General features: G+C 73.9%; 32 protein-coding genes. 13 read left to right on the top strand and 19 right to left on the bottom strand.

From position 1 onward, the window contains the following. The first annotated feature begins 74 nt into the window (after positions 1 to 74). Genes I4I81_RS24630 through I4I81_RS24640 form a run of 3 tightly spaced genes read left to right on the top strand, consistent with a single transcriptional unit; the run spans position 75 to position 3,566 of the window. Positions 75 to 764 (top strand): ABC transporter ATP-binding protein, encoded by a 690-nt coding sequence (locus tag I4I81_RS24630; protein WP_218603610.1) that lies wholly within the window; start codon positions 75 to 77, stop codon positions 762 to 764. A 13-nt stretch (positions 765 to 777) separates the two neighbouring features. Beyond that, positions 778 to 1,983 carry an ABC transporter permease gene (locus I4I81_RS24635; RefSeq protein WP_218603598.1) on the top strand — a complete coding sequence of 402 codons (1,206 nt, stop codon included), beginning with the start codon at positions 778 to 780 and terminating at the stop codon, positions 1,981 to 1,983. Beyond that, entirely contained in the window at positions 1,980 to 3,566 is a 1,587-nt protein-coding gene (locus tag I4I81_RS24640) for an efflux RND transporter periplasmic adaptor subunit (RefSeq protein WP_218603599.1), read from the top strand. The genes I4I81_RS24635 and I4I81_RS24640 overlap by 4 nt, the downstream gene beginning before the upstream one ends. A gap of 8 nt (positions 3,567 to 3,574) precedes the next feature. Here the strand turns inward: I4I81_RS24640 and map are convergent, their stop codons facing one another. After that, complete coding sequence (gene map / locus I4I81_RS24645) at positions 3,575 to 4,339, bottom strand: type I methionyl aminopeptidase (protein WP_218603600.1); 765 nt, start codon at positions 4,337 to 4,339, stop codon at positions 3,575 to 3,577. Between the two features lie 33 nt (positions 4,340 to 4,372). On the opposite strand from map, the gene I4I81_RS24650 reads away from it, so the two are divergent. Both I4I81_RS24650 and I4I81_RS24655 read left to right on the top strand, forming a co-directional pair. Continuing rightward, positions 4,373 to 4,642, top strand: a complete 270-nt coding sequence (locus tag I4I81_RS24650) for a helix-turn-helix domain-containing protein (RefSeq protein WP_218603601.1) — start codon at positions 4,373 to 4,375, stop codon at positions 4,640 to 4,642. A gap of 10 nt (positions 4,643 to 4,652) precedes the next feature. Beyond that, complete coding sequence (locus I4I81_RS24655) at positions 4,653 to 6,911, top strand: FdhF/YdeP family oxidoreductase (protein ID WP_218603602.1); 2,259 nt, start codon at positions 4,653 to 4,655, stop codon at positions 6,909 to 6,911. A gap of 12 nt (positions 6,912 to 6,923) precedes the next feature. On the opposite strand, the gene I4I81_RS24660 is transcribed toward I4I81_RS24655, so the two are convergent. The 5 genes from I4I81_RS24660 to I4I81_RS24680 are packed head-to-tail and all read right to left on the bottom strand — an operon-like array spanning position 6,924 to position 10,203. Beyond that, a complete protein-coding gene (locus I4I81_RS24660; RefSeq protein WP_218603603.1) occupies positions 6,924 to 7,430 on the bottom strand; it encodes a hypothetical protein in 507 nt (168 codons plus the stop codon). 58 nt (positions 7,431 to 7,488) lie between these two features. Then, positions 7,489 to 7,695 (bottom strand): helix-turn-helix transcriptional regulator, encoded by a 207-nt coding sequence (locus tag I4I81_RS24665; RefSeq protein WP_218603604.1) that lies wholly within the window; start codon positions 7,693 to 7,695, stop codon positions 7,489 to 7,491. Further along, on the bottom strand, positions 7,692 to 8,096 hold the full coding sequence (locus tag I4I81_RS24670; RefSeq protein WP_218603605.1) for a hypothetical protein: 405 nt from the start codon (positions 8,094 to 8,096) through the stop codon (positions 7,692 to 7,694). Before I4I81_RS24670 ends, I4I81_RS24665 begins: the two co-directional genes overlap by 4 nt. Positions 8,097 to 8,140: 44 nt before the next feature. Then, positions 8,141 to 9,040, bottom strand: coding sequence for an NADP-dependent oxidoreductase (locus I4I81_RS24675; RefSeq protein ID WP_218603606.1), 900 nt, complete (start codon positions 9,038 to 9,040; stop codon positions 8,141 to 8,143). After that, positions 9,037 to 10,203 (bottom strand): pyridoxal phosphate-dependent aminotransferase, encoded by a 1,167-nt coding sequence (locus I4I81_RS24680; RefSeq protein ID WP_218603607.1) that lies wholly within the window; start codon positions 10,201 to 10,203, stop codon positions 9,037 to 9,039. Before I4I81_RS24680 ends, I4I81_RS24675 begins: the two co-directional genes overlap by 4 nt. Positions 10,204 to 10,312: 109 nt before the next feature. Here I4I81_RS24680 and I4I81_RS24685 point away from each other — a divergent pair, with 109 nt between their 5' ends. After that, the gene (locus I4I81_RS24685; RefSeq protein ID WP_218616364.1) at positions 10,313 to 11,575 is read left to right on the top strand and encodes a multidrug effflux MFS transporter; all 1,263 of its coding nucleotides are present in this window, start codon (positions 10,313 to 10,315) and stop codon (positions 11,573 to 11,575) included. On the opposite strand, the gene yczE is transcribed toward I4I81_RS24685, so the two are convergent. After that, on the bottom strand, positions 11,569 to 12,195 hold the full coding sequence (yczE, locus tag I4I81_RS24690) for a membrane protein YczE (protein ID WP_218603609.1): 627 nt from the start codon (positions 12,193 to 12,195) through the stop codon (positions 11,569 to 11,571). The two genes, I4I81_RS24685 and yczE, sit on opposite strands and share 7 nt — an antisense overlap. A gap of 133 nt (positions 12,196 to 12,328) precedes the next feature. Between yczE and I4I81_RS24695 the strand changes: the two genes are divergently transcribed. Further along, a complete protein-coding gene (locus I4I81_RS24695) occupies positions 12,329 to 14,257 on the top strand; it encodes a TPM domain-containing protein (protein ID WP_218616365.1) in 1,929 nt (642 codons plus the stop codon). Between the two features lie 19 nt (positions 14,258 to 14,276). On the opposite strand, the gene I4I81_RS24700 is transcribed toward I4I81_RS24695, so the two are convergent. The 3 genes from I4I81_RS24700 to I4I81_RS24710 form a co-directional block, all read right to left on the bottom strand. Then, positions 14,277 to 14,765: a bifunctional nuclease family protein gene (locus I4I81_RS24700; RefSeq protein WP_225924685.1), complete on the bottom strand. Its 489-nt coding sequence runs from the start codon at positions 14,763 to 14,765 to the stop codon at positions 14,277 to 14,279. Positions 14,766 to 14,796: 31 nt separating this feature from the next. After that, positions 14,797 to 15,771 carry an AraC family transcriptional regulator gene (locus I4I81_RS24705; protein WP_218604125.1) on the bottom strand — a complete coding sequence of 325 codons (975 nt, stop codon included), beginning with the start codon at positions 15,769 to 15,771 and terminating at the stop codon, positions 14,797 to 14,799. Between the two features lie 233 nt (positions 15,772 to 16,004). Then, positions 16,005 to 16,994 carry a Gfo/Idh/MocA family protein gene (locus tag I4I81_RS24710; RefSeq protein ID WP_218604126.1) on the bottom strand — a complete coding sequence of 330 codons (990 nt, stop codon included), beginning with the start codon at positions 16,992 to 16,994 and terminating at the stop codon, positions 16,005 to 16,007. Positions 16,995 to 17,038: 44 nt separating this feature from the next. Between I4I81_RS24710 and I4I81_RS24715 the strand changes: the two genes are divergently transcribed. After that, positions 17,039 to 17,617 (top strand): TerD family protein, encoded by a 579-nt coding sequence (locus I4I81_RS24715; protein ID WP_218604127.1) that lies wholly within the window; start codon positions 17,039 to 17,041, stop codon positions 17,615 to 17,617. Positions 17,618 to 17,844: 227 nt separating this feature from the next. On the opposite strand, the gene I4I81_RS24720 is transcribed toward I4I81_RS24715, so the two are convergent. Continuing rightward, a complete protein-coding gene (locus tag I4I81_RS24720; protein WP_218604128.1) occupies positions 17,845 to 18,228 on the bottom strand; it encodes a DUF1761 domain-containing protein in 384 nt (127 codons plus the stop codon). A gap of 169 nt (positions 18,229 to 18,397) precedes the next feature. Here I4I81_RS24720 and I4I81_RS31280 point away from each other — a divergent pair, with 169 nt between their 5' ends. Beyond that, the gene (locus tag I4I81_RS31280; RefSeq protein WP_267460841.1) at positions 18,398 to 18,529 is read left to right on the top strand and encodes a hypothetical protein; all 132 of its coding nucleotides are present in this window, start codon (positions 18,398 to 18,400) and stop codon (positions 18,527 to 18,529) included. Here I4I81_RS31280 and I4I81_RS24725 read toward each other — a convergent pair. The 6 genes from I4I81_RS24725 to I4I81_RS24750 form a co-directional block, all read right to left on the bottom strand. Beyond that, entirely contained in the window at positions 18,526 to 19,068 is a 543-nt protein-coding gene (locus tag I4I81_RS24725; protein WP_218604129.1) for a TroA family protein, read from the bottom strand. The two genes, I4I81_RS31280 and I4I81_RS24725, sit on opposite strands and share 4 nt — an antisense overlap. Before the next feature lie 27 nt (positions 19,069 to 19,095). After that, positions 19,096 to 19,485, bottom strand: coding sequence for a DUF1801 domain-containing protein (locus tag I4I81_RS24730; RefSeq protein WP_218604130.1), 390 nt, complete (start codon positions 19,483 to 19,485; stop codon positions 19,096 to 19,098). A 19-nt stretch (positions 19,486 to 19,504) separates the two neighbouring features. Then, on the bottom strand, positions 19,505 to 19,726 hold the full coding sequence (locus I4I81_RS24735) for a hypothetical protein (RefSeq protein ID WP_218604131.1): 222 nt from the start codon (positions 19,724 to 19,726) through the stop codon (positions 19,505 to 19,507). 342 nt (positions 19,727 to 20,068) lie between these two features. Continuing rightward, positions 20,069 to 21,049 carry an NAD-dependent epimerase/dehydratase family protein gene (locus I4I81_RS24740; protein WP_218604132.1) on the bottom strand — a complete coding sequence of 327 codons (981 nt, stop codon included), beginning with the start codon at positions 21,047 to 21,049 and terminating at the stop codon, positions 20,069 to 20,071. Further along, a complete protein-coding gene (locus I4I81_RS24745) occupies positions 21,046 to 21,381 on the bottom strand; it encodes a hypothetical protein (RefSeq protein ID WP_218604133.1) in 336 nt (111 codons plus the stop codon). The genes I4I81_RS24740 and I4I81_RS24745 overlap by 4 nt, the downstream gene beginning before the upstream one ends. A 1-nt stretch (position 21,382) precedes the next feature. After that, complete coding sequence (locus tag I4I81_RS24750) at positions 21,383 to 21,883, bottom strand: hypothetical protein (RefSeq protein WP_443690150.1); 501 nt, start codon at positions 21,881 to 21,883, stop codon at positions 21,383 to 21,385. A gap of 176 nt (positions 21,884 to 22,059) precedes the next feature. Here I4I81_RS24750 and I4I81_RS24755 point away from each other — a divergent pair, with 176 nt between their 5' ends. The 3 genes from I4I81_RS24755 (at position 22,060) to I4I81_RS24765 (ending at position 23,763) form a co-directional block, all read left to right on the top strand. Beyond that, positions 22,060 to 22,704 (top strand): TetR/AcrR family transcriptional regulator, encoded by a 645-nt coding sequence (locus I4I81_RS24755; protein ID WP_226363555.1) that lies wholly within the window; start codon positions 22,060 to 22,062, stop codon positions 22,702 to 22,704. A 244-nt stretch (positions 22,705 to 22,948) separates the two neighbouring features. Beyond that, positions 22,949 to 23,380, top strand: a complete 432-nt coding sequence (locus I4I81_RS24760) for a hypothetical protein (protein WP_218606373.1) — start codon at positions 22,949 to 22,951, stop codon at positions 23,378 to 23,380. 125 nt (positions 23,381 to 23,505) lie between these two features. Beyond that, positions 23,506 to 23,763: an undecaprenyl-diphosphate phosphatase gene (locus I4I81_RS24765; RefSeq protein ID WP_218606372.1), complete on the top strand. Its 258-nt coding sequence runs from the start codon at positions 23,506 to 23,508 to the stop codon at positions 23,761 to 23,763. 154 nt (positions 23,764 to 23,917) lie between these two features. Here the strand turns inward: I4I81_RS24765 and I4I81_RS31685 are convergent, their stop codons facing one another. Further along, complete coding sequence (locus I4I81_RS31685) at positions 23,918 to 24,313, bottom strand: DUF5710 domain-containing protein (RefSeq protein WP_225924687.1); 396 nt, start codon at positions 24,311 to 24,313, stop codon at positions 23,918 to 23,920. 79 nt (positions 24,314 to 24,392) lie between these two features. Beyond that, positions 24,393 to 25,256, bottom strand: coding sequence for a helix-turn-helix domain-containing GNAT family N-acetyltransferase (locus I4I81_RS24775; protein ID WP_218616368.1), 864 nt, complete (start codon positions 25,254 to 25,256; stop codon positions 24,393 to 24,395). A 101-nt stretch (positions 25,257 to 25,357) separates the two neighbouring features. On the opposite strand from I4I81_RS24775, the gene I4I81_RS24780 reads away from it, so the two are divergent. After that, entirely contained in the window at positions 25,358 to 26,698 is a 1,341-nt protein-coding gene (locus I4I81_RS24780; RefSeq protein ID WP_218605200.1) for an FAD-dependent oxidoreductase, read from the top strand. The last annotated feature ends 94 nt before the right edge of the window (positions 26,699 to 26,792 follow it).

The following is a 26,792-nucleotide window of genomic DNA, read 5'->3' on the forward strand; positions in this document are numbered from 1 at the left end:
CCCGGTGACGTCCGTCCGTGCACCGCACCGGTCCGCCGCGGCCCGTCGTTGCCGCACCGGGGGTCGCGATGATGATGATCGAGCTCGACGCGGTGACGAAGGTCTACCAGGCCGGCAAGGTGTCCGTCCGCGCGCTCGACTCCGTCGACCTCTCGATCGACGAGGGCGACCTCGTCGCGATCATGGGCCCGTCGGGGTCCGGCAAGTCGACGATGATGAACATCCTCGGCTGCCTCGACGTCCCGACGACCGGCCACTACCGGCTCAGCGGCACCGACGTCGTCGGGATGCGGGAGAACGCGCTCGCGGACCTGCGCAACAAGCGCATCGGCTTCGTCTTCCAGTCCTTCAACCTCATCCCGCGGACGAGCGCGGCGCGCAACGTCGAGCTGCCGCTCGTCTACGCCGGGGTGGGCCGCCGCGAGCGCCGCGACCGTGCCCGCGACGCACTGGCCCGCGTCGGTCTCGACGGCCGCGGCGGCAGCATGCCCAACGAGCTCTCCGGCGGGCAGCAGCAGCGCGTCGCGATCGCCCGCGCCCTGGTGACGCGGCCGGCGATGATCCTGGCCGACGAGCCCACCGGGAACCTCGACACCGTCTCCACCAACGAGGTCATGCAGCTGCTGGTCGAGCTGAACGACGCCGGGCGCACCGTCGTCCTGATCACCCACGAGGACGAGGTGTCCGCGTTCGCGCGGCGCGTGGTCCGGCTGCGCGACGGCCGGATCGTCAGCGACGTCCGGCAGAAGGAGCTGCGCTCGTGAGGGGGGCGGGCGCATGAACGTCTGGGAGGCCGCCCGCCTCGCGTTCCGCGGGCTACGCGCCAACAAGCTCCGCTCCGGCCTCACGACGCTCGGCATCATCATCGGCGTCGCCGCGGTGATCATCCTGGTGGCGCTGGGCAACGGCATCCAGAGCGGGTTCACCGACTCGTTCGGCTCGCTGGCCACGCAGATCACGGTGAGCGCCAACCAGGAGGGCACGAACGGCACGCCGCGCGACCTCACCGACGCCGACGTCGACGCGCTCGCCGACCCCGCCGACGCACCCGACGTCGCCACCGCCACCCCGATCGTCAGCGGGCCGGTCACGGTGCAGCTGCCGGGCGGGACGCAGTTCCGCTCCTCGGTGACCGGCACGACCGCGGACTACCTCGACGTCACCGACCGCGCGCTGGTCGTGGGCCGCATGTTCGACGACGCCGAGCGGCGGGCCAAGGTCGCGGTGCTGGCGCCGGGCCCGGTCGAGGACCTCTTCGGCGGCGACGCCGGGGCGGCGCTGGGCAGCGAGGTGCGGATCGGGCGCACCGCGTTCCGGGTGATCGGGGTCGTCGAGGCCACCGGCCAGGACGACACCGTGATCACGCCGCTCGGCACCGCGCGCAGCTTCCTGCTCGGCGGCGGCGACGCCGTGGACACCGTGGTCGTGGTCGCCCGCTCGCCGGAGACGGTGCCGGACGCTCTCGCGCAGGTCACCACGATCCTGGACGACCGCCACTCCATCGACGAGCCCGCCGAGCGCGACTACACCGCCACCGCCCAGCAGAGCCTGCTGGACCAGGTCAACCAGACGCTCGGGTTCCTCACCCTGTTCACCGTGGCCGTCGCTGCGATCTCGCTGATCGTCGGTGGCATCGGCGTCGCGAACATCATGCTCGTCACCGTCACCGAGCGGACCCGCGAGATCGGCATCCGCAAGGCCATCGGTGCCCGGAAGCGGGCCATCCTGCAGCAGTTCCTGCTGGAGTCGACGATCCTCGCCGGGTTCGGCGGGCTCGTCGGCATCCTCATCGGCGTGGGGTTCTCCACCGCGGCCGCGATCCTGCTGCCGCAGGCGATCCCGGACTTCCCGCCGCCCGTCGTCGACGTCAACTCGGTGCTGATCTCGTTCGGGATCAGCCTGCTCATCGGCCTGGTCGCCGGTGGTTACCCGGCCAACCGTGCAGCGCGGTTGCGCCCCATCGAAGCGCTGAGGTTCCAATGAAGATCGCTCTGTCCCACGTCCGGGTCGTCGCCGCCGTCGGGGCGGTGCTCGCGCTCGCCGCCTGCAGCGGGGAGTCGGCGCCACCACCGGTCGTCCGGGTCGACCGCGGGCTCGTCGCCACCAGCGTCACCGCGTCCGGGTCGCTCGTCGCGATCACCGAGCAGAACCTCGGGTTCGCCGAGGGCGGGCAGCTCGCCGAGGTGCTCGTGGCGGTCGGCGACCGCGTGCAGGCCGGCGACGTGCTCGCGCGCCTGGAGAACTTCGCCCTCGAGCAGGCGCTGGAGCAGAGCCGGGCGCAGCTCGACCAGGCCCGCGCGAACCTCGCGAAGATCACCGGGGCCAACTCGGTGGAGCAGGCGCAGGCGTCACTGGACCAGGCGAGCACGATCCTGACCGCGACGCAGGAGCAGGTCGACGCCACGAACAGCGCGAACGACGTGGCCACCGAGCGGGCGCGGGTCCAGCTCGACTTCGACCGCGGGCAGCTGGACCGGGCGGAGGAGCAGCTGGCGCGCGACCGGGCCGGATGCAGCTCGTCCCCGCCGCCGACGACCACCAAGCCCGCGCAGTCGGAGGGCCTCCTCACCGGGTCGACGGCGCCGAGCCAGGCCACCACGCCGGTCGTCACGGACCCCGAGTGCGAGGCCATCCCCGCCGACGAGACCGCCGTGCAGCAGGCCCGCGGCACCGTCATCGCCTCGGAGACCGCGCTCGACACCGCCGAGCAGCGCGAGAACGTCGACGAGGCCTCCGGCCGGCTGTCGGTCGAGCAGGCCCGCAACAGCGTCGTGACCGCGCAGAACACCCTCGACCAGGCCGGCTCCGACCGCCCGGCCGACACGAGCGCGCAGGAGGCGATGGTCCGCGACGCCGAGGCCGGCGTGGCCCTGGCCCAGCGGAACCTCGACGACACCGCGCTGCGCGCCCCCGTCGCCGGAGTCGTCTCGCAGATCAACGGGGCCGTCGGCGAGTTCGTCGGCGCCGCGTCCGGCACCACCTCGCTCGCCCCCGGCAGCAGCGCGCGCCTGCCCGGCGTCACCGACTCCTCCGGCACCGGCGCGGGCGCCGCGACGGCCGGGGGCGGGGCGTTCCTGGTGCTCAACGACGTCGACTCGTTCCAGCTCGTCGTGCCGTTCGAGGAGTCCGACGCGGCGCGCGTGCAGCCGGGCCAGGCCGTCGACGTCACGGTGGACGCGGTGCCCGGGCTGACCGTGCCGGCCTCGGTGCTCGCCGTGGCCCCGACCGGCGCCGACGTCTCCGGCATCGTCAACTACTACGCCACCGTCGTGCTCAACCGCAGCGACCCGCAGCTGCGCGACGGCCAGACCGCCGACGCCGCCGTCCGCGTCGAGTCGGTGGAGAACGTGCTGCGGGTGCCGTCCTCGACGGTGCGCACGGAGGAGGGCCGCCGCGTCGTCAGCGTCCCCGGCGTCGACGGCGGCGACCCGGTGACGACGCCGTTCACCCCCGGCGCGGTGGGCGACGAGTACACCGAGGTGCGCTCCGGGCTGCGCGAGGGCCAGGAGGTCCTGCTCCCCCAGGCCCAGGTGTCGTCGGCCCCCGGCGGCCCGCCGCAGAACTGAGGTCGGGCTCAGCGGGTCGTCAGCACCCGCGGACCCGCGTCCGTCACCGCGATCGTGTGCTCCGCGTGCGCCGCTCGGCTGCCGTCGGCGGTGCGCAGGGTCCAGCCGTCGGGGTCGTGGCGGTAGCGGTCGGTGCCGTGGGTGAGCATCGGCTCGATCGCGATCACCAGACCGGGCTTCAGCCGCGGGCCCTTCCCGGCCTTCCCCTCGTTGGGCACGGGCGGCGACTCGTGCATCGCCCGCCCGACGCCGTGCCCGCCGTGGTCGGCGAGCATCCCGTAGCGCGCGCCGCGGGCCACCGACCCGATCGCGTGCGCGACGTCGCCCATCCGCGCCCCCGGCACGGCCGCGGCGATCCCGGCGGCGAGCGCGCGCTCGGCGGTGTCGATGAGGGCCTGGTCACCGGGTGACGGGGTGCCCACGACCGTGGAGAACGCCGCGTCGGCGCACCAGCCGTCGAGGTGCACGGCGAAGTCGACGCTGAGCAGCGCGCCGTCGGCGAGCGGGTCGGTGGACGGGATCCCGTGCACCACCGCGTCGTCGACGCTGACGCACAGCACCGCCGGGTACGGCCCGGGCGCCCACTGCGGGTGGTAGCCGCGGAAGCTCGACACCGCCCCCGCCTGAGCGATCAGGTCCGAGGCCAGGTCGTCCAGATCGCTCGGGCGGACGCCGGGGGCCGCCGCGGCCCGGACGGCGGCCAGCACGGAGGCGACGACGGTCCCGGCGGCGTCGATCGCGTCGATCTCGGACGGCGTCTTCAGCACGGTCATGCTCCGGAGTCTGCCGGTATTACTATCGCCCCCATGGTCCGCGTCCCCCTCACCCCGGCCGAGCGCGAGCGCGGCGAGCAGCTCGGCGCGGTGCTGCGCGCGGCGCGCGGGGACCGGAGCCTCGTCGAGGTCGCCGCGGAGTCCGGGATCTCGCCCGAGACCCTGCGCAAGATCGAGACCGGGCGCATCCCGACCCCGGCGTTCTTCACGGTCGCGGCCCTCGCCACGGCGCTCGGGCTCTCCCTGGACGAACTGGTCACACCGGAGGACTCCGGCAGGGTCCGGTACGGGCGTTCTGCCTAGCATCGAGGGCATGACCGCCGTACAGCCCGAGCCCGACATCGAGGTCGGCCAGCCGAAGACCGCCGCCGCCGGACTCCCCGCCGTCGCCGTCAGCCTCGGGATGGCGGTCAAGCAGATGGGGCCGGTGCGCACGGCGCGCAACCTGCTGCGCCTCAACCAGGTCGACGGCTTCGACTGCATGAGCTGCGCCTGGCCCGACCCGGACCCGAAGCACCGCCACACCGCGGAGTTCTGCGAGAACGGGGCCAAGGCCGTCGCCTGGGAGGGCGACACGAGCCGCATCGGGCCCGACTTCTTCGCCGCGCACTCCCTCGCGGACCTGGAGACGCGCTCGGAGTACTGGATGGGCCAGCAGGGCAGGCTCACCGAGCCGATGGTCCGCCGCGCCGGCGGCACGCACTACGAGCCGATCACCTGGGACGCCGCGTTCGCGCTGGTCGCCGAGCACCTCAACGGGCTCGCGTCCCCGGACGAGGCGCTGTTCTACACCTCGGGCCGGGCGTCGAACGAGGCCGCGTTCGTCTACCAGCTCTTCGCCCGCGCCTACGGCACGAACAACCTGCCCGACTGCTCGAACATGTGCCACGAGTCCACCTCGGTGGGCCTCGCCGACACGATCGGCATCGGCAAGGGCTCGGTCTCCCTCGACGACGTCCACGAGGCCGACCTCATCGTCATCTCCGGGCAGAACCCGGGCACGAACCACCCGCGGATGCTCTCCGCGCTGGAGATCGCCAAGCACAACGGGGCCACGATCGTCGCGATCAACCCGCTGCGCGAGGCCGGGCTGCTCAAGTTCAACAACCCGCAGAAGCCCTCGGGCATGGCCGGGCGCGGCACCGAGCTCGCCGACCACTACCTGCAGGTCCGCTCCGACGGCGACCTCGCGCTCTGGCAGGCGCTGGGTCACCTGCTGCTGCGCAGGGGCGTGGCGGACGAGGCGTTCATCGCCGAGCACACCGTCGGGTTCGAGGCCTACGCCGCGCACCTGGCCGAGATCGACCGCGCCGAGGTCCTCGCCGCCACCGGCCTGCGCTGGGAGCAGATCGAGGAGCTGGCCGACGTCTTCGCGCGGTCGCACAAGATCGTCAACTGCTGGGCCATGGGCATCACCCAGCACCGCAACGCCGTCGCGACGATCAAGGAGTTCGTCAACGTCGCGCTGCTCCAGGGCATGATCGGCAAGCCCGGCGCCGGCCTGTGCCCGGTCCGCGGGCACTCCAACGTGCAGGGCGACCGCACGATGGGCATCTGGGAGCGCTCCCCCGACTCCTTCCTCGACGCGCTGCGCGACGAGTTCGGCTTCGAGCCCCCGCGCGAGCACGGGTTCGACGCGGTCAAGGCCGTCCGGGCGCTGCGCGACGGCGACGCGACGGTCTTCGTCGGCCTCGGCGGCAACTTCGTCTCGGCCATGTCCGACACCGACGTCACCGAGGCGGCGCTGCGCCGGGCCGCCCTCACCGTCCAGGTCTCGACGAAGCTCAACCGCAGCCACGTGGTCTGCGGGGAGACCGCGCTGATCCTGCCGACGCTGGGCCGCACCGAGAAGGACCTGTCCGGAGGGACCGAGCAGCGCGTCACGGTCGAGGACTCGATGTCGGCGGTGCACGCGTCGCGCGGGCGGATGGAGCCGGCGAGTGCGAACCTGCGCTCCGAGGTGGGCATCCTGTGCGGCATCGCCGCCGCCACCCTCGGCGACCGCCACGGCATCCCGTGGCACGCGTTCGCCAAGGACTACGACGAGATCCGGCACCGCATCGCCCGCGTCGTGCCCGGCTGCGACGACTACGCCGAGAAGATCCGGGCCCGCGGCGGATTCACGCTGCCGCACCCCCCGCGCGACAGCCGCACCTTCCCGACGGAGCCCGGCAAGGCCGTGTTCTCGGTGAGCCCGCTGGCCGCGGTGCAGGTGCCGGAGGGGCGGCTGGTGCTGCAGACGATGCGCAGCCACGACCAGTTCAACACCACGATCTACGGCCTCGACGACCGCTACCGGGGCATCCACCACGGCCGCCGCGTCGTGTTCGTCTCCGCCGCCGACCTGGCCGAGCTGGGCTTCGCCGACGGCGACGTGGTGAACCTGGTCAGCGAGTGGTCCGACGGGGTCGAGCGGCGGGCCGACGGCTTCCGGCTCGTCGAGTACTCCACGCCCAAGGGCTGCGTCGCGGCGTACTACCCGGAGACGAACCCGCTGATCCCGCTCGACTCGGTGGCGCTGGAGTCCAACACCCCGACGTCGAAGTGGGTCGTGGTCCGCCTCGAGCGCTGACGGGTCGCAGCGTCAGGCGGCCACGCGGGCCGGGCGGGCGGCGCCCCGGAGCAGGCCGCCGAGCATGAACACGCCCGGCAGCACCCCGGCGAGCAGCGCGACGACGGCGGCCGACCCCCCGGCGACCGCCGCGACGAGGCCCGCCGCGCCCAGCAGGGCGAGGACGACGCCGGCCCGGCCCAGCACCGGGGCCTTCCACATCCGGGCCAGCGGCAGCAGGTGCAGGCCGACGACGATCGTCACCCACGGCAGCGGCGGCAGGCCCAGCGCGTTCAGCACCTGCGACCCCAGGAAGATCGCGGCCACCTCGCCGAGCACGACGAGCCAGTAGAGGCGGTCGAAGTGCGGCCGCTCGCCGGGACCCGCGCCGCGGCCGCGGAACGTCAGCACCACCAGCGTGACGAACGCGAGCACGCCCGCCACCTGCAGCACCGGTCCGGTCGGCGAGCCGAGCGCCCCCGCGTTGACCAGCACGTAGACCAGACCGAACGACCCGCCGACGAGCGCCCCGATGTTCATGGAGCGATCCTGGCGCCCGGACCCCGCCGGTCGGTACGCACAAATGTCACGACCCGGGTCAGGGTGCCGGCACGGTGTCGGGCTCGAAGATCGCCTCGATGGGCCGCTCGAACAGGTGCGCGATGCGGAAGGCGAGCGGGAGGCTGGGGTCGTAGCGGCCCTTCTCCAGGGCGTTCACGGTCTGCCGGGAGACGTCGAGGCGGTCGGCGAGCGCCCCCTGCGTCCAGCCCCGGGCCTCGCGGAGCGCCTTGAGGCTGTTCTTCACCGGTTCGTGACCGCCGCTGCGAGGGCCCAGCCGACCATGCCGACGCCGTAGACGATCCAGCCGGCCAGCGGCACGTCCAGCCCCGCGACGTCGAGGAAGCCGATCGTGATGGACGCGATCATCGCGGCGGCGAAGCCGACGGCGAGCCCGCGCAGCAGCAGCCCGCGCTGGTAGTCGTCGATGCGGCGCACGTGCCGCACCACGGCGCGGATGACCCACAGCGCGGGCAGCACCGGGAGCAGCGCCCACAGGAACCGCCACGGGCTCGTGCCGTCCAGGTCGCCGAGGACCGTCACCGCCCCGAGCACGACGACGTAGCCGACGATGCCGGGCCAGAAGTCGAGGTGGTAGGCGCTGGTGCGGGCGCGGTCACCCATGCTCTTGTCAAGTTCACTTGTCACGCCTCCACCGTGCGCCTGCCGCGTCCGAATGTCAAGCGTGCTTGTCAGGCGATCTCCAGTACGACCTTGCCGGCCTCGTGGCCGCGCTCGACCGCGGCCAGCGCGGCACCGGCCGCCTCGAACGGGTGCACCCCGGTGACGTGCGGGTCGAGCTCGCCCGCCGCGACCAGCCGCGCCAGCTCGGTGAGCACCGCGGTGCTCCGGTCGCGGGTCACGTCGGCGCCGCCGAGCTCGGCGACCAGCGGCTTGTCGGCCACCGACCGGAGCCGGGACCGGTCGGGCACCAGCTCCGCGACGGTGCGCAGCGCGGTGCCGCCGACGAGGTCGAACACCGCGTCGACGGGGCCCACGGCGCGCACCCGGTCGAGCACCCCGTCGCCGTAGGCCACCGGCACCGCCCCGAAGCGGCGCAGCAACTCCTCCTTGGCCGGGCCGGCGATGCCGACCACCACCAGACCGCGGGCGACGGCGAGCTGCACCACGGCCACGCCGACCCCGCCGCCCGCGCCGTTGACCAGCAGCGTCGCACCGGGCGGGAGATCGAGGCCGGTGAGGGCGTCGTACGCGGTGCCCGCGGCGACCGGGAGGACGGCGGCGTCGGCGGGCGCCACGCCGTCGGGTCGCAGCGCTGCGAACGAGGCGGTGACCCGGGCCAGCGGCGCCCATCCGCCGACCATGCCGGGGCAGCCGCCGAACACCTCGTCGCCGACGGCGAACCCCTCGGCCCCGGCGCCCAGGCCGACGACCGTGCCCGCCACCTCCCGGCCCAGTACGGCCGGCGGCTCCACCCCGTAGGCGCCGTCGCGCAGCCGCCAGTCACCCGGGTTGACCCCGGCCGCCCGTACCCGCACCAGCAACTCGCCCGGTCCCGGTTCGGGCTCCGGGACGTCGAGGAACGCCTCGTGCTCCGGTCCCCCGACGGCGGTGAACCCGTAGCCCCTCACGGCGTCGATCCCAGGGCGGCCCGCAGCCCGGCGAGCCGGGAGACCGCCTCCGTCAACACCTCGTCGCGCTTGCAGAACGCGAACCGCACCAGCGTGCGACCCAGTTCCGGGTCGGTGCAGAACACCGACACCGGCACCGCGGCCACCCCGATCAGCTCCGGCAGCCGCCAGCAGAAGTCCGCCCCGTCGGTGACGCCCAGCGGCGCGACGTCGGTGACCACGAAGTAGGTACCCGCCGAGGGGTACACGGTCAGGCCCGCCGCACGTAGGCCGTCGGAGAGCAGGTCGCGCTTGCCCTGCAGGCCTGAGGCGAGGTCGGTGTAGAAGGAGTCGGGCAGGGCGAGCGCGGCGGCAATGGCGGGCTGGAACGGCGCCCCGCTGACGTAGGTGAGGAACTGCTTCGCCGCGCGCACCGCCGCCACCAGCTCGGAGGGCCCGTGCACCCAGCCGACCTTCCACCCCGTCACCGAGAACGTCTTGCCGGCCGAGGAGATCGTCAGCGTGCGCTCGGCCATCCCGGGCAGCGTCGCGATCGGGGTGTGCACGGCGCCGGAGAAGACCATGTGCTCGTACACCTCGTCGGCGACGACCACCGCCCCGAACTCCGCGGCCAGCTCGCCGATCTCGGCCAGCTGCACCGCGGTGAACACCGCCCCGGTCGGGTTGTGCGGGGTGTTGAGCAGTACGACCCGGGTCCGCGCCGAGAAGGCCGCGCGCAACTCGGAGGGGTCGAAGCCGAACGACGGCGGTCGCAGCGGCACGGCCTTCAGGACGGCCCCGGCCAGCGCCACCGTCGCGGCGTAGGAGTCGTAGAACGGCTGGAACGTGACGACCTCGTCGCCCGGCTCGCACAGCCCGAGCACCGCGGCCGCGATCGCCTCGGTGGCCCCGGTCGTGACGAGCACGTCGTCCGGGTCGACCGACAGGCCGTGGAACCGGCTCTGGTGCTCCGCCACCGCCGCCCGTAGCGCCGGGACGCCGGGTCCGGGCGGGTACTGGTTGACCCCGCCGGTGATGTTGGCCGCCGCGTCGGCGAGCAGCGACGGCGGTCCGTTGGTGTCGGGGAAGCCCTGGCCGAGGTTGATCGCCCCCGTCCGCAGGGCCAGCGCCGACATCTCGGCGAAGATCGTGGACGTGAACGGTTGCATCCGCTCGACCAGCATGGGCGCACGGTAACCCGCCGCATCCTGTGCGCGCCGTCACACCCGACGGTGAACGGGAACAACGCGCCCGACATCGTTCCTTGACCGCTCAGTGACGACAACCCGCCCAGTGACGACCACCCCCGATCGTGTCGAGCTGAGCACGGCCCCCGACCGGGGTCAGCGGCTGCGGCTGATCGTCATCCTGGGCGCGCTGATCGCGCTGGGCCCGCTGACGATCGACATGTACCTCCCGGCCCTGCCGACCATCACCGCCGAGTTCCTGACCACGAGCGCCACGGTCCAGCTGACGCTGACCGGCACGCTGATCGGGCTCGCGCTGGGCCAGCTCGCGATCGGGCCGCTGTCCGACGCGTTCGGCCGCAAGCGCCCGCTGCTCCTCGGCACCGGTCTGCACGTCCTCGCGTCCGTGCTGTGCGTCGTGGCCCCGAACGTCGCGGTGCTCGGCGGGCTGCGCGTCCTGCAGGGCGTCGGCGCGGCCGCGGGGGCCGTCATCGCGCTGGCGATCGTGCGCGACCTCTACACCGGCCGCCCGGCTGCCACCATGCTGTCCCGGCTGATCCTGGTGATGGGCGTGGCCCCGGTCGTCGCGCCGACGCTGGGCGGGGCCCTGCTGTCGGTCACGTCCTGGCGCGGGGTGTTCGCCGCGCTGGCCGTGTACGGCCTCGTCCTCATCCCGATCGCGTACCGCTTCCTCCCGGAGACCCTGCCGCAGGCCCGGCGCCGGACCGCGGGCGTCGCGGGCACGATCCGCGACTACGGCGCCCTGTTCGGCGATCGCGCGTTCGTGGGGCTGGTGATCGTCGCGGGGCTCGCGATGTCGGCGCTGCTCGGCTACGTCTCCGGCTCGTCGTTCGTGTTCCAGCAGCAGTACGGGCTCGACCAGCAGCAGTTCGGCCTGGTCTTCGGCTCGGGCGCGATCTGGCTGATCGCGGCGACCCAGGCCAACCCGGTGCTGCTGCGCTGGTTCGACCCCCGTCAGATCCTCACGGCCGCCGTCGCCGCCGGGGCCGTCGCGGGTGCGGTGCTGGTCGTCGTCGCCGCCACCGGGGCGGGCGGGCTCGTCGGGCTCGTCGCCGCGATGTGGGTCGTGCTGTTCACCGTCGGTTTCGCCCTTCCGAACGCCCCCGCCGTCGCGCTGTCGCGGCACGGCGAGGCCGCGGGCACCGCAGCCGCCCTGCTCGGTGCCGTCCAGTTCGGCATCGGCGCGGTGATCTCGCCGGTCGTCGGGGTGCTGGGCAACGACGCGCTCGCGATGGGCACGGTCGTCGCCGGTGGCCTGTTCCTGGCGCTCGTCGTGCTGATCACGGTCGTGCGGCCGTGGACGCTCGCCGACGTGGAGCCCGACTCCGCCGCCGTGCCGGTTCACTGAGTTCGGGCCCCCACGACCAGGTACGGCAGGAACGCCTGCGTGAGCGGGCCGATGGCCAGCGCGTAGAGCACCGTGCCGACGCCGACCGTCCCGCCGAGCAGCCAGCCGACGGCCAGCACCGTGATCTCGATGCCCGTCCGCACCAGCCGCAGGGAGCGGCCGGTGCGGGCGGCGAGTCCGGTCATCAGGCCGTCGCGCGGGCCGGGCCCCAGTCGCGCGCCGACGTAGGCGGCCGACGCCACCCCGTTGAGCACGATCCCGGCCGTCATCAGCGCGATGCGGGCGACCGGTCCCTCCGGGGCCGGGATCACGGCGAGTGCGGCGTCGACGGTGACGGCGATGACCAGCACGTTCGCGACCGTCCCGATCCCCGGTCGCTGCCGGAGCGGGATCCACAGCAGCAGCACCACGACGCCCGTGATCGCGGTGATCAGTCCGAAGCCGAGCGAGGTCTGCTCGACCAACCCCTCGTGCAGCACGTCCCACGGGTTGAGCCCGAGCGTCGCGCGGATCTGCATCGCCATCGACGTGCCGTACAGCGCGAGGCCGGCGACCAGCTGGGCGAGCCGCCGGACCGGGTCCTGGGTGACGGGCAGGGGACGGAGCTCGATCGCGGCCATGTCGTCATCGTCGCCGGTGTGGACCGGTGATCCATAGCCAATTCGGCCCGGGTGGCCCTGCGGGCGGTCCGTGGCGGCGGCGGACGGCCGGGGCGCCATGATGAGCGGATCATTCCCGGGTGCGGAGGTCGTCGTGCGCAGATTGCTGGTGCTGGGGGCTCTGCTCGTCGGGGTCGGGCTGCTCGGGGGCGGGATCGCCGCGGCCGAGCCGCCGACGCGCGTCGGGCCGACGGTCACCGACAATGCGGGCGTGCTCGCCGCCGGGGACGAGGCCCGGATCACCGAGGCGTTCGGCCGGCTCCGCGAGGCCAACGGGACCCAGCTGTTCGTCGTCTATGTCGACTCCTTCGACGGCGCAGGCGGGCAGGAGTGGGCCGACGAGTCCGCGTCGCTGTCCCAGTTCGGCCGCGACGACGTGCTGCTCGCCGTCGCCACCGGGGACCGTGCCTACGGCGTCTCGGTCGCCGACGACTACGGACAGTCGGACTCGACGGTGGCCTCCGCGATCATCGACGCCGAGAACTCGCTCGCCGCCGACGACTGGGCGGGCGCGGCGATCGCGCTGTCCGACGGGCTCGGCGGCGGGGCGGGCGGGTTCCCCGTCGCGGCCGCGGTGCTCGGCGGGGTCGTCGTCGTGGGCGGGGGCGTCTACCTGGTGGGCCGCCGCCGGCGCACCCGCACCGCGCAGGCGCAGGCCCCGGCCGACCAGCCCGCCGCGCCCCGCGACGAGTTCACCGACATTGCCACCGACGACCTCGCCTACCAGGCCAGTGCCGGTCTGATCGAGGTCGACGAGGCGGTGCGCACGTCGGAGGTCGAGCTCTCGGCCGCGCGCGGCCACTTCGGCGACGAGGCCGTCGCCGGGTTCGCCGCGGCCCTGGAGGCGTCGAAGGCCGACATGCTCCGCGCGTTCGGCGTCCGCCAGCTGCTCGACGACGACGTGCCCGAGGACGAGCCGGCCAAGCGCCGGATGTACGCCGACATCATCCGCGCGTGCCGGGCGGCCGACGAGCGCCTCGACACCCAGGTCGCCGCGTTCGACGCGCTGCGCAACCTCGAGGCCACCGCCCCGGAGTACGTCGCGGGCCTCGCCGGGCGCCGCGAGACCGTGCTCGCCCGGATCCCGCAGTCCGAGGCGACCTGGGCGCAGCTCTCCGCGCGCTACGCCCCGAGTGCGCTGGAGCCGGTGGCCGAGTCGCTGGACCGGGCCCGGCACCTGCTCGACGTCGCGGGCACCGAGGTCACCGCCGCCCGCTCCCAGCTCGACGCGGGCACCCGCCCGGCCGCGGTCGTGTCCGGCCGGGCCGCGGAGGATGCCGTCACCCAGGCCGAGACGCTGCTCGACGGCATCCCGCGTCGCGGCGCCGAGCTGGTCGAGGCGGCGGCGGCCCTCCCGGCCGCGCGCGCGGAGACCGGGCAGGACCTGGCCGAGGCCCGCGCGCTCGACCCGTCGCTCGCGCCGGTCGTCGCCAGGGCCGAGGCCGCGGTCACGGCGTCGGACCAGGCCGAGGCGTCCGACCCGATCGCGGCCCTGCGGCTGCTCGACGAGGCCGGCACCGCGCTCGACGAGGCCATCGCGGCCGCCCGCGCGGAGCAGGACCGGCGCCGGCGCACCGCCGCGGTGCTGGAGCAGACCGTGCTCACCGCCCGCTCGGCCGTCGCGGCGGCGTCGGACTTCGTCACGACCCGGCGCGGGGCGGTGGGTGCGCCGGCCCGCACGCGGCTCGCCGAGGCCCAGCGCCACCTCGGCCTCGCGACGTCCGGCGGCGACCCGGCCGTCGCGCTGCGGGAGGCGCAGCAGGCCGATTCGCTGGCCCAGGAGGCGCTGCGGCTGGCCCAGTCCGACGTGTCGAACTGGTCGGCTCCGTCGTCGTCGGGCAGCAGCCTCGGCGTCGATCTCGGCAGCCTCATCCTCGGCGGCATCATCTCCGGGGCCACCCGTGGCGGCGGCGGCTTCGGCGGGGGTGGCGGCTTCGGTGGCGGAGGTGGCGGCGGCCGCTCGCCGGGAAGCTTCGGCGGCTCGTCGTCGCGGGGACGCCGGGGCGGCGGCGGACGCTTCTGAGGGGTCGCCGCGGCCGCGGTCAGGCGAAGTCGTCGGGTGAGACCCCGTCGATGAACTTCTTGAAGTCCTCGAGCTGCTTCTCCGGCGGTGCGTCGGTGCCGTCGGGGAACAGGTCGGCGATGGGCTGGCCCACGTCGTCGAGGATCGCGGACTCCACCCCGATCGTCAGGCCCTCCCGCACCGCGACGGCGAGTGCGTCGCTCGGGCGCAGCTCGACCCGCGCCCCGTCGGCGAAGACCAGGTCGGCCTGGAACTTGCTGTCGACGAGCGCGACGATCTCGGCCCCGACGATCTCGTGGCCCAGCCCCTGCAGCAGCGGGACGACCACGTCCTGGGGCAGCTGCGGGTCGTCCTCCCCGCGCGCGCCCAGCGCGATCGCGTCGGCCTGGGGCCGGCGGAGGAACACGGGCAGGCAGCGCTCGCCGTCGACCTCACCGAGGAGCAGCACCGGCTCGCGGGTCCGCACGTGGACCACCAGCCGCAGAACGCGCATCGTCATCATCGACATCGCGACAGTGTCCCGTCATCCCCGCAGCGTGTCACCCCCGCAGGGTGTCACTGGGTGATCTCGTGAAGCGTGCGCGGTAGTCGGCGGCGAAGCGTCCGGGGTGGCCGAACCCCCAGCGTGCGGCGATCGCGCCGACCGTGGCGCCGTCGCCCGGATCGGCTGCGCGGAGGTCCTCGTGGGCGTGGTCGAGCCGGACCGAGCGCAGGTAGCCCAGCGGGGTGGTGTCCATCGACCGGCGGAACGCCCGCTGCAGTGCCCGCGGACCCACGTGCGCGGCGTGGGCGATGGCGGTGAGGTCGAGATCGTCCGCCGCGTGCTCCTCCATGAACACCATCGCGCGGCGCACCGCGTCCGGGGAGGCGGGGGTGTTGGACGAGCGGGGCTCGTCGGAGGTGCCCGAGTTCGGGAAGGTGTCGAGCAGCGTCGCGACGAGCATGCGCTGCACCTGGCGCATCACCAGCGGGCTGCCGTGGGCCGCGGGGTTGGTCGCGACGTCGCCGGTGATGTACTGCATGAGCCGCTTCCAGTGCACGGCCTTCGTGGCGGAGGCCGGGCGGCCGAGGTCGAAGTTCACCGGGTGCACGCGCCGGTCGTCGCCGAGCATCTCGGCGGCGAGCCGCTCCACCACCGACCGCTGGATGCGCACCTGGGCCATCCGGATGTCGTGCCACTCGACGGTCATCTGCGTGTCGGGGTCGTAGGAGAACAGGTCGCCGGGACCGGCCGCGACCTCCCTGGTCGGCGAGCGGATCGTGAAGCGTCCCTCGAGGAGGTGGCTGAACAGGAGGATGTCGTCGAGCGGGTCCCAGGTGCCGCGCAGCGACATGGAGTGCCGGGCGACGCCGACCTTGGCGGCGCCGAGGTCGGCGACCTTGTGGGAGAAGTGGAACGCGGTCGACGGTCCGGAGAGCGACACGCGGTGGTCGGCGTAGGCGCCACGCAGCCAGTCGTGTGCCTCGTCCGGATCCCTGGTCTCGATGTGCAGTCGCATCAACGATTCCGTCACTGATGAACCTCTCCCTTGCCGAGCAAGGGAGGCTAGTTCGGCCGTGGTGGTATGCGCACTCGACCATCCGGACTATGCCTGCCGTGCTGTCCGGTTCGCGACGGTCAGTTGTCCGCCAAGCGAGCGGCGGGCACCGTTCAGTTGTGCACGGCCCGGCGGCGGACTACTGCTGTGTGCGGCACGGGAGGACCTCCGCTGGAGGGGGCTGGACGGTCTTCCCGGCCACAGAACTTCTACAGCTCGGCCGGCCCCTCCTGCGGCTCCATCCCGAGCCGCCGCGCCACCGCGTCCATCACGTCCTGCACCACCACCGTGTCGGCGAGCGGCATCACCGCACTCTGCAGGCGCCCGTCCGCGATGCAGTCGGTGACCTCCCGCAGCTCGTGCGCGTAGCCGGTGCCGGCAGGTGGGGCGGCGATCCGCTCCGGCTCCGCCCCGTTGCGGCAGAGCACGATCGCGTCCGGGTGGTGGAAGCGCGGGGGGACGTCGATCCAGCCGCCGGTGCCGACGACGCGCGCGGTCCCCGGGGTGGCACAGCGCAGCGAGGCGAGCAGCGACGCGGTCCGGCCGTCGGGGTAGGACAGCAGCACCGCCTCCTCGACGTCGACGCCGCTGGGGGCCAGCGTGCCGTGCGCGGCGACGGCGTCGGGGGTGCCGAGGACCATCTGCGCGAAGGAGATCGGGTACACCCCGACGTCGAACAACGCCCCTCCCCCGACGGCGGGGTCGTAGAAGCGGTCCGACGGGTCGGTGGGGTGCTGCGCCCCCAGGTCGGCCTGCACGGACTGCACCTCCCCGATCGCCCCGTCGGCGATCAGCTCTCGCATCCGCACGATCGCGGGCTGGAAGCGCGTCCACATCGCCTCCATCGCGAACACGCCGGCCGCACCGGCGGCCTCGACGATCTCGCGGGTCGCGGCGGGCGTCACCGTGAACGCCTTCTCGACGAGCACGGCCTTGCCCGCCCGCAGCGCCGCCAGCGCGACCGCCCGGTGCTGCGGGTGCGGCGTGGCGATGTAGAGGACGTCGACCCCGTCGTCGTCGACGATCGCGCGGTAGGAGTCGTGGACGCGCCCGATGCCGAACTCGGCCGCGAACGCCGACGCGCGCTCCGCCGACCGCGACGCGACCGCCACGACCTCGGCGCCCGGCACGTGCGGGAAGTCCGCCACGACCTTCGACGCGATCCGACCCGGCCCGACGATCCCCCAGCGCACGCTCATGCCCCTAGCATCGCAGTGCAGATCATCGACCGGACGGAGTGCACGTGAGCGTCAGCCTGGCCAAGGGCGGGAACGTCAGCCTGAGCAAGGAGGCCCCCGGCCTCACCAACGTGATCGTCGGTGTGGGGTGGGACGTGCGCGCCACGACCGGCGCCGACTTCGACCTCGACGTCTCCGCGATCCTGCTGGGCGCCGACGGCCGGGTGCTCTCCGACGCCCACTTCGTCTTCTTCAACAACCTGACCAGCCCGGACGGCACCGTCGAGCACACCGGCGACAACCTCACCGGTGAGGGCGACGGCGACGACGAGCAGCTCAAGGTCGACCTGGCCGGGATGTCACCGCAGGTCGACAAGATCGTCTTCCCGGTGAGCATCTACGACGCCGACAACCGCAGGCAGAGCTTCGGCCAGGTCGCGAACGCGTTCATCCGCGTCGTCAACGCGGCGGGCGAGGCCGAGATCACGCGCTTCGACCTCACCGAGGACGCCTCCACCGAGACCGCGATGCTCTTCGGCGAGCTCTACCGGCGCGGCAGCGAGTGGAAGTTCCGCGCGATCGGGCAGGGCTACGCCTCGGGGCTCGCGGGAATCGCGCGCGACTTCGGGGTCAATGTCGGCTGACCCCGGCCGGGGCAGGGCGTAACGCTGCACAACGGCACCGGCGCTGGAGAATCCCTCGGTGCCGATCGACCCCGAGCCGGTCGCCGGCGAGGACGAGCGCACCGCCCTCCCCCGGCGTGCGACGCAGAGCGGCCGCCGACCCGGGCCGGACCGGCCCCAGCACTGCGCGTGAGGCCCACCTTCGGCCGGGCCACCCATCGCGGCGACAGGTCCTGTCGTGGGGGCGGCTACGCCCGGATGCCGACCACCAGCGTGATGATCAGGACCTTGAGCAGCCAGTCACCCGCATGGATGCCCGCGAGCGCCACCGGCACGCGCTCGTGGAAGACCGACCCGGTGAGCAGGACGGCCGGGAACGCCACCCACAGCGCGAGGGCGAGCAGCAGCGCCGGTCCGAGCGCGGTCACGCCCAGCCCCGCGGCGAGGCCGGCGATCACGAGGGCGAGCACGACGTTGCGGACCAGTTCGAACCCTGCCGTGGTGGCGACCGAGCGGCGCTCCCCGGCGTAGGCGGGCGAGAGGCGGGCCAGGCGGGCGGCGAGGGCGCCGTAGTACGCGCCGCTCGCGACGAACGCCGCCACCGCGGCCACCCCGACGGCGAGCGGGTTCACTTCTCGATCCGCTGTCACCGGACCCGACTGGCGCCTCGGGCTCCACGAGGCGCCCACCGTTCTGGCCCCGGGGCCGATGGTCACGCTGAAACCGGATCGTCGCCGTCGCCGTGGTGGGGGGCCCGGCCGTCGCACTGGAGCCGGTGACCAGCGCCTGGGTGCGATGTTCATGAACCTGCTGCCCGTGCAGACCACCGCGCCAGAGGACGTCGCCGGTCCCGTGCTGTTCCTCGCCTCCGACGACTCGCGCCACGTCACCGCGCACGAGCTCGCGCCGGGCGCGGGCGTCACGGAGTTCTAGAACAGGTCGGGCGTGGTCGACGGCGGCCCGGGCGAGCGGTTCGGCGCCGGCGGCCGGGGGCGTGGGGGCTTCGCCGTCGACGGGGCCGCCTTGCCGGGACCGAGCAGGGCCCGCAGGTCGGCGTGCGCGGCGGCCGGGCGCCCGGTGTCGACGGCCACGACCGGGGCCACCCGGCGCAGCGCCGCGACCAGCCTCGCGTCGGCGAGGTCGTGCGCACGGTCCGCGGCCCCTGCGACGATCAGGTCGGGCTTCAGAGCGGCCACGGCCCGCAGGTCCGGGGCCCGGGCCTCCCCGACCGGCTCGACTCCGTCGAGGGTTCCGGCGCAGCCGACCAGCTCCGCACCGAGCCCCAGCAGCATCGCGCCCACGACGTCGTCGGTGGCGACCAGTCGGCGCACCGACGCCGGCAGCTGCACCGAGGCCCCGGTCGCGTCGATGAACACCCGCCGGCCCCCGCCCCCGGCGTCACTGATGACGCCGGTGAGCGCGGCGGTGCGTGCAGGATGCTGGCGCGGGTTCTCCCCGCCGGTGGGTGGCACGCCCCGAGCGTAAACGTGCGCGCGCAGTCAGGCCCGGATCCAGCGCCGCACGAGGTCCACCACGTCGTCGCAACGGGCACTGGTCTCGGCGTCGTCGGCGAGCGTGACGATGCCGCGGTCGGGCGAGAGCCACCGCAGGAGACCGGACGGGTCGTCGAAGCGGAACAGGTCGGCGTCGTCGCGGACCCGCGCACCGCGGTGCAGGACGAGCTGCACCCGGTCGCGCGGCTGGAGGCGGAAGGTCACCCGGTCCTCGTCGGCGTAGCGGAAGTTCGGGGCGTTCCACTTGACGGTCTCGGTGATCGCGGGCTCACCGAGCAGGACGGCGAGCCGGATCTGCCGGACCTCCTCCGTCCGGGTGTGCGTGAGCCCGTCGAGGAACGCGTCCACCTCGGGGTTGCGGTTCGCGGGCTCCATCACCCCACGGTAGTGCGTGTCACGGTCGGCGGTGGTGCTCGACGAGTTCCTGCAGGGTCGCGAGCAGCGCGGACCGGCGGGCGGGGTCCAGCGGGGCCAGCAGACGGTCCTGGGCCTCCTCGACCCGGCGTTGCATGGGCGTCGGGCCTGCGGCGTACGGCGGGCGTGACCGCCACGGTGTTGCGGCGACGGTCGGCGCAGCCTGGCTCATCGCCCCGAACTCCACCGGCGGGGCGAGCACGGCGTAGCCGGTCCGGGGGTCCGGGTGGCCGAGCGCGTCACCGACCAGCCGGTCGGCCGGGCGCAGGAGTTGCAGCAGCAGCCGGTTCGGCAGCTCCCGCAGTCGGGACGGTGGCTCCTCGGGCCGGCCGAACCCTACGAAGGGACCGCGAGCACGTTCGACGTCGGCGGCGACCGCACGGTGGGGCGGCTCGGGTTCGGGGCGGTGCGGCTGCCGGCCGGGGCTCCAACGAGGAGGTGCTCGCCGACGCCCTGCACCCCTACCCGGAGGACCTGCTGGTCACGACGAAGATCGGGTGACGGTCGTCGCGGCGGCCCGGCGGCCCATCTGACGCGGCCCGGTTCACCGCCGAGCGAGCAGTCGGTCCTCCAGTTCGGTCGGGAGACCGTGGACGGGACGGTCCGGCCGTTGCTCGGGCCATCCGTCGCGCCGCAGCCACGTCCAGGTGTCGCGCACGGTCTCCTCGACGGGCCGGCAGACCAGTCCCGTCGCAGCCGCCAGCGCGGTGTCGGCCTCGAGGAAGCCGGCGAACTCCCCCGCCTCGGGCACCCAGCACGGCAGCTGCGACCACGGTTCCGCACCGGCCTCGGCCAGCTCGGCCTCGGTGATCCACACCAGCTCCGCGTCGGACCCGGTGGCCGCGACGGCCGCGCGCAGGAGGTCCTCCGTCGTCGCGTGCCCGGAGCGGCTCACGACGTCGACGGGACCGGTCCGGCCGTCGGCGAGCCCGGACAGCATCCAGGCAGCGAGATCGCGGGCGTCGACGTACTGCAGTGGGCGGTCGGGGCGACCCGGCGCCACGACCCGCCCGCCGCGGGAGATGCGGTGCAGCCACCACGGGAGTCGTCCGACGTCCTCGTGCGGCCCCAGGATCAGCCCGGCGCGGCCGAGCAGCGCGTCGGGGAACGACTCCAGCACGGCGAGCTCGGACCCCCGTTTCAGCGCGGGGTAGTCGCCGTCACCGGCCCGCGGGTCGCCGTCGACCAGCGGTGAGGTCTCGTCCACGTGGCTGCCCCAGGCGTAGACCGACGCGGTGGAGACGTACCCGACGTGGCGCACGCGGCCGCGGAGCAGGCGCGCGGCGTCGTCGACGACGGCGGGGGCCCCGGACCACGTGTCGACGGCGAGGTCCCACTCACCGTCGCCCAGCGCCGCGGCGAGCGCGGGACCGGACGTGCGGTCGGCGACCAGGGTCGTCACGCCGTCGGGCGAGACGCCGGTCACGCCGCGGTGCAGCGTCGTGACGTCCCACCCCCGGGCCAGTGCGTCGGCCACCACGGCCCGGCCGACGAAGCGCGTCCCGCCCAGCACCAGCAGCCTCATGCCCGTGAACCTGCCCGACACCGGACCGGTCGGGCCAGTGAGTTCGCCGTCGGCGTGATCCCGGGTCGAGGGCGGCCGCGGCGTGGGAGCCGCGCGACGGCGGCGCGGAGCTCGACGGCCCCGACGACCTCGACCTCGACGTCGGCGTCGGCGTCGGCGTCGAACCGCCCGAGGTCGGCCGCCATGCCGTGCCACGACCACGACCCCACGACGAGCCGGCGGCGGTCCGGCCCCAGCCCCTCGACGATCCCGTGCGTCCTCCGACCGGTCCGCCGCCGATGACGATCACGTCGTAGCTGCTGTTCCGGCGCGCCGGTGGAGTGGGCGCTCATGTCAGCTCCTCCCCGCGTCGCGGCCGAGGCGCAGTGCCGAGACGAGGAAGAAGACGCCGCCGAGCAGGGCGTAGCCCGCGATGCCGGCCAGCGACCCCGTGGCGCTCGAGGCCATGACGACGAAGGAGGCGCCGGCCAGTACGGAGAGGGAGCCGCTGGCGATCATCGCCCACCGTCCGCCGAGTCCGCGGCGCCGAAGGGCGACGGCGAGCTGGACGCCCCCGGCGACGACGGCCCAGACACCCCATACCCGCAGGACCGCCGGGACACCCGAGGTGACGGCGACGGCGAGCCCGATCGCGGCGAGCGCGCCGAGGGCGACGGTGGCGTACGGACCCGCGGCGGCCCCGGTCGCGGTCGCCCGCGACGAGCGGAGGTCGACCACGGCGGCGGCCACGTCGAACAGCGGGTAGATCACGAGCAGCACCGCGGTGAGCGGGCTGATGCTCGATGCGTTCAGGACCAGCAGGACCGCCCAGACCAGCGCGAATCCGAAACGCACGAGGTGGAGCCGCCGCAATGCGGGCGCGGCACCGGCCAAGGGCCGTCTCCGACTGGCCACGTGAGAGCTCGACATGCTTCCTCCAAGTAGAAAGACCGTTCTTCCTTGTGGTGGGCACCCTGCCACCCGGCCGCTGCCCATGCAAGACCGATCGTTCTTTCTGCTACCGTCACGTCGTGAGTCCGGCGCCACGTACGACCTCCGACATCCCTGCGGCCAGCCCCGACGGGGGCTCGACGGCAGGGCCAGGACGGTCCGAGGCGCGCGAGCGGCTGCTGTCCACGGCCAGCGGGCTGTTCTACCGCGAGGGGATCCGGGCCGTCGGGGTCGAGCGGATCGTCGCCGAGACCCCGACCACGCGCGCCACGTTCTACCGGCACTTCCCCTCGAAGGAAGCCCTCGTGGTCGCCTACCTGCACGGCGTCGACGTCCACACCCGAGGCGTCGTGCACGAGGCCATCCGGTCCGCGGCCTCGCCGGGCGACGCCGTCCGTGCGATCGGTACCTCCCTCGTGGGCGATCTGTCCCGGCCCGAGTTCCGGGGGTGCGCGTTCCTGAAGGCGGCGGCCGAGTTCCCCGACTCCGAGAACGCCGTGCACCGGGTCGTGGTCGACCACCGCACCTGGTACGTCGCCACCCTCACCGACCTGTTCACGCAGGTCTTCGGGAGCTCACCGCGGCGAGGGAGGCCGGAGCACGCTGCCCAGCACTTCCTGATGATGCGCGACGGAGCCATGGCCGGAGCCCACCTCGACGGCGCCACCCACGTCGGCGCGGCGTTCACCCGCGGACTCGAGGGTCTGCTCACGCTCCTCCACTGAGTCGCCCGTTCCGCTCCGGATACCCGAACGGCCCGGACCGGATGGCCCCCGGGGGCACTTCAGCGTTCCCGTGCCCCGCCCCACCCGCGCCCACATCGGGGAACTCCTCCCCGCCGGTGACGGCGCGGGTGTCACTGCTCCGACTGCGGCGGTGCGGTTCCCAGAACCTTCACAGAACCGGTCGACAGGCTCGGTCACGAGCGGGCCGTCCGGGTCCGCCGCACACCGACCCGAACGAGGCCCCGTGAACCGTCCCGACACCACGAACCGTCAGCACTCCGAGCGCCGGACGGATGGCCTGCGCCTGGCCGGCATCGCCGGGGCGGTCCTGGCCCTCGCCGTCTCGGTCATCCACGTGCTCGACCAGGGCGGGCTGACCGCGATGAAGGACCCCGCCTACCTCGGCTACGGCTACTGGGTCCTCGAGCTCGCCGGTCTGGTGTGCGCGGTCCTGCTCCTGACCCGCTCCCGGTCGGGGTGGCTGCTCGCGATCGGAGTCGCCGCCGGACCGCTGCTCGGGATCGTCGTCAGCCGCAGCGTCGGCCTGCCCGACGCCACCGACGACATCGGCAACTGGACCGAACCCCTCGGCGTGCTCGCCATGGCCGTCGAGACCGCGCTGCTCCTGCTCGCCGTCGCCGTACTCGCCCGGGTCCGCGCCCGTTCGGCCCGCTGAGCCGCGCCGTGGCCACCCACACCTCGACCCGGGAACTGCTGAACAAGGTCCCCAGGTCACCCTCTGGCTCTGGCTGATCAAGATCTTGTGCACCACCGTCGGCGAGTCCGCCGCCGACTTCCTCGTTGTCGACCTCGGTCGTCGGGGCAGTCCCGATCGGCGTGGTGGGCCTCGCCGCCCGAGACATCGTCTCCGGCCCGTTGCGCGACCTGTGGGTCGTCGCCGTCGCTCTCACCGCCTGGAGCGCGGTGACGTGTGTCGCCGAACTCGTCGCCACCCGGAAACGGGCCGAGGGCGACATCCGCCTGCGCGACGCGCTCGTCGTCGGGGCCGCCCAGTGCGTCGCCCTGGTCCCCGGGGTGTCCGGTCGGCGCGGCCGGTGACGTTGGCGAAGCCGAGATGGGTGGACAGGGGGCACGCCGAGCACAGGCAGATCAGCCGGCCCGGTGACGGGACCTCGGCCCGGTCGTCGTAGGCCCACCGCTCGTGCGCCTCCGGTGACCGCCTCGTGCGTGATTCTCGGTCGCTCCGCAGGCTTCACACCGCTGCTGGGCCCGGCGGGTGATCATGCGGCGGAGTTGCTCCCAGTCCTGTCGGCTCACGCAGGTCCGGACACTGGTGAGCCAGCACGATCGCGGGACCATGTCGACGAACAGCCCGGCCCCGGACGCGCGGTCCCCCCGGGAGCAGGTCAGGCACGGGTGGATGGGCGGCCCGGTGGCGCAGCGCCGCTGTCGGCGGCCTCCGGTCGTACCATCGCCCGGCGGTCTGGTCCGAGCGGGCGCCGACGGCTTTCGCGGCGTCCTTCTCGGCACCTGGCACGTCCGGGTACACCCGGCCGGCCCGCTCCGCTGCGGGCGGGGTCGTGCTGGGTGCTCGACCATCGGTGGTCCCCGGTCGCTCGACGCCACGAGTCCGGTTGGAGGGTCGCATCGACCCCGATGCAAGGCCGGCCGCCCGGCAGTCGCATCCGACCCGACAGGGCACTCATCGATCTCGGCGAGGAACCTGGTCAGCCCGTGATCCCGGTCCGGTCGTCGGCTCTGCGCCGTTCGAGGAAGACCGTGTCGCGCCAGACTCCGTGATGCTGGCCGATGCGTTCGCGGAGGCCAAGGGTGCGGTAGCCGGCGGACTGGTGCAGCGCCAGGCTGGCCCGGTTCTCGGGGAAGATGCTGGTCTGCAGCGTCCAGAGTCCGGCGTCGTCGGCTGCGTTGACCTGTCGGTGGATGAGTGTTCTTCCGACGCCGCGGCCGCGGAGACCGTCGCCCACGTAGATCGAGGTCTCGGCGACTCCGGCGTAGACGGGCCGGGTGGAGACGGCCCGTGCGGCGGCGAAGCCGGCGACCCGGCCGTCGATCTCGGCGACCCAGCGGTGCGCGGGCAGCCAGGCGTCGTCGAGTGCGTCGCGGGTGGGGACCTCGGTCTCGAAGGTCGCGTGTCCGGTGGCGATCCCCTCGGCGTAGATCCGGCGGACATGCGTCCAGTCACCGGGTTCGAGTGCTCGGACGTCGACGTCGGCCGGGAGGTCCTCGGGGCAGCAGGGGCGGGGGGCGAGCATCCCCATGACGGCGTCGGCAGCGTGCGGTAGACCGGTGCAGCAGGCCGGGTTCACCGAGATCAGGGTCGCGGTGCGGTCCTTGCGCAGGTGCACGAAGCCGACGTCGGCGAGCTTGCGCACGTGGTGTGAGCAGGTGGACTGGCTGATGCCGAGCTGCTCGGTCAGCTCCCCCACCGTCACTGCCCGCCCCGCGACCGCCACGGCGTGGAGCAGGCGGACCCGCATGGGTTCGGCCAGGCACGCGAACCACTCCGCGTAGGTGCTCGCATCGGCCGGCGCCAACTGCACGGCCGGCGGGGTCCCCAGCGATGTCGTCATGCTCCGAGTATCGACGCCTGTCGATGGTTGCGTCAATCGATGCCCGTCGATACAGTCCGCACCGTGAATCGACCGTCATCGATGAAGGAGTGAGGATGAGCGTGGACGAGCTTCCGGTGGTCGTCGTGGGCGCTGGCCCGGCCGGCTTGGCCGCGGCTGCGCAGGCGGTGGACCGGGGATTGCCGGTCGTCGTGCTCGAGGCCGGGCCGTCGGCCGGGACCGGGGTACGGGAGTGGCATCACGTGCGGCTGTTCTCCCGGTGGGGCGAACTGGTCGCGCCGGCCGCGGAGAAGCTCCTGGCGCCCACCGGATGGAGGTTCCCCGACGCCAAGGCGTACCCGACCGGTGCGGAGTGGGCGGAGTCGTATCTGCAGCCGTTGGCCGACGCACTCGGTGACCGGGTGCGCTACGGCGCCCGGGTGGTCGGGGTCGCGCGCCGCGGCTGGGACCGGTTGGTCGACCAGGCCCGCGACACCGAACCCCTCAGCGTTCGTGTCGCCACCGCCGATGGTGAGGAGCGCATCCTCGCGCGGGCCGTGATCGACGCGTCCGGGACCTGGTCCGTGCCGAGCCCGCTCGGTGGTGACGGCCTCCCGGCACTGGGCGAGTCGGCAGCGGCCGACCGCATCACCTACCGCGTGCCGGACCTGACCGATCCCGACGTGCGTCAGCGGTACGCGGGCCGGCGGATCGCGCTCGCGGGCAGCGGCCACTCGGCGCTGACCGCACTGGTCGCGTTCGCCGAGCTGGCCGAGCAGAACCCGGGCACACACGTCCAGTGGCTGCTGCGCCGCGCCGCGATCGGCACCACCTTCGGAGGCGGCGACGCCGATCAGCTCCCCGCCCGTGGCGCGCTGGGGCTGCGCGCCGCCGAGGCCGTCCGCGCCGGGCGGGTCACGACGGTGACCGGCTTCCGTACCGCGGGCGTCGACCGCGACGACGACGGCCGACTGGTGCTGTCGTCGTTCGGGGACCGGCAGCTCGACCCCGTCGACGAGGTCGTCGTCCTCACCGGGTTCCGTCCGGACCTGAGCTGGCTCTCCGAGGTACGTGTCGACCTCGACCCGGTGCTGCAGGCCCCGCGCGAACTCGCCCCGCTGATCGATCCGAACGTGCACTCCTGCGGCACGGTGTACCCACACGGTGCCCGCGAGCTCACCCAGCCCGAGCCGGGGTTGTTCCTGGTCGGCATGAAGAGCTACGGGCGCGCCCCCACCTTCCTCGCGCTCACCGGCTACGAGCAGACCCGCTCGGTGGTGGCCGCGATCGCCGGCGACCGGGCCGGGGCCGACCGGGTCGAGCTGGTCCTGCCCGAGACCGGGGTCTGCGGTGGCGCCGGGCTCGTCGACGCACCCGCCGACGACGACTCCGAGACCGCCGCAGGATGTTGCGGACCGGTGGAGCCGCTCTCGATCGGGGGCCGGTCCGGGGCGGCAGGCTGACGGAACACTGCCGTCGGCGAACGCCGACACGGCGGAGCCGGGCGCGCTGTCCGGCGCCGGCCTTCGCCGTGTGCTGGTGGTCCTGTGCGTCACC

The organism is Pseudonocardia abyssalis (assembly GCF_019263705.2).
In the GTDB taxonomy this organism is placed as follows: domain Bacteria; phylum Actinomycetota; class Actinomycetes; order Mycobacteriales; family Pseudonocardiaceae; genus Pseudonocardia; species Pseudonocardia abyssalis.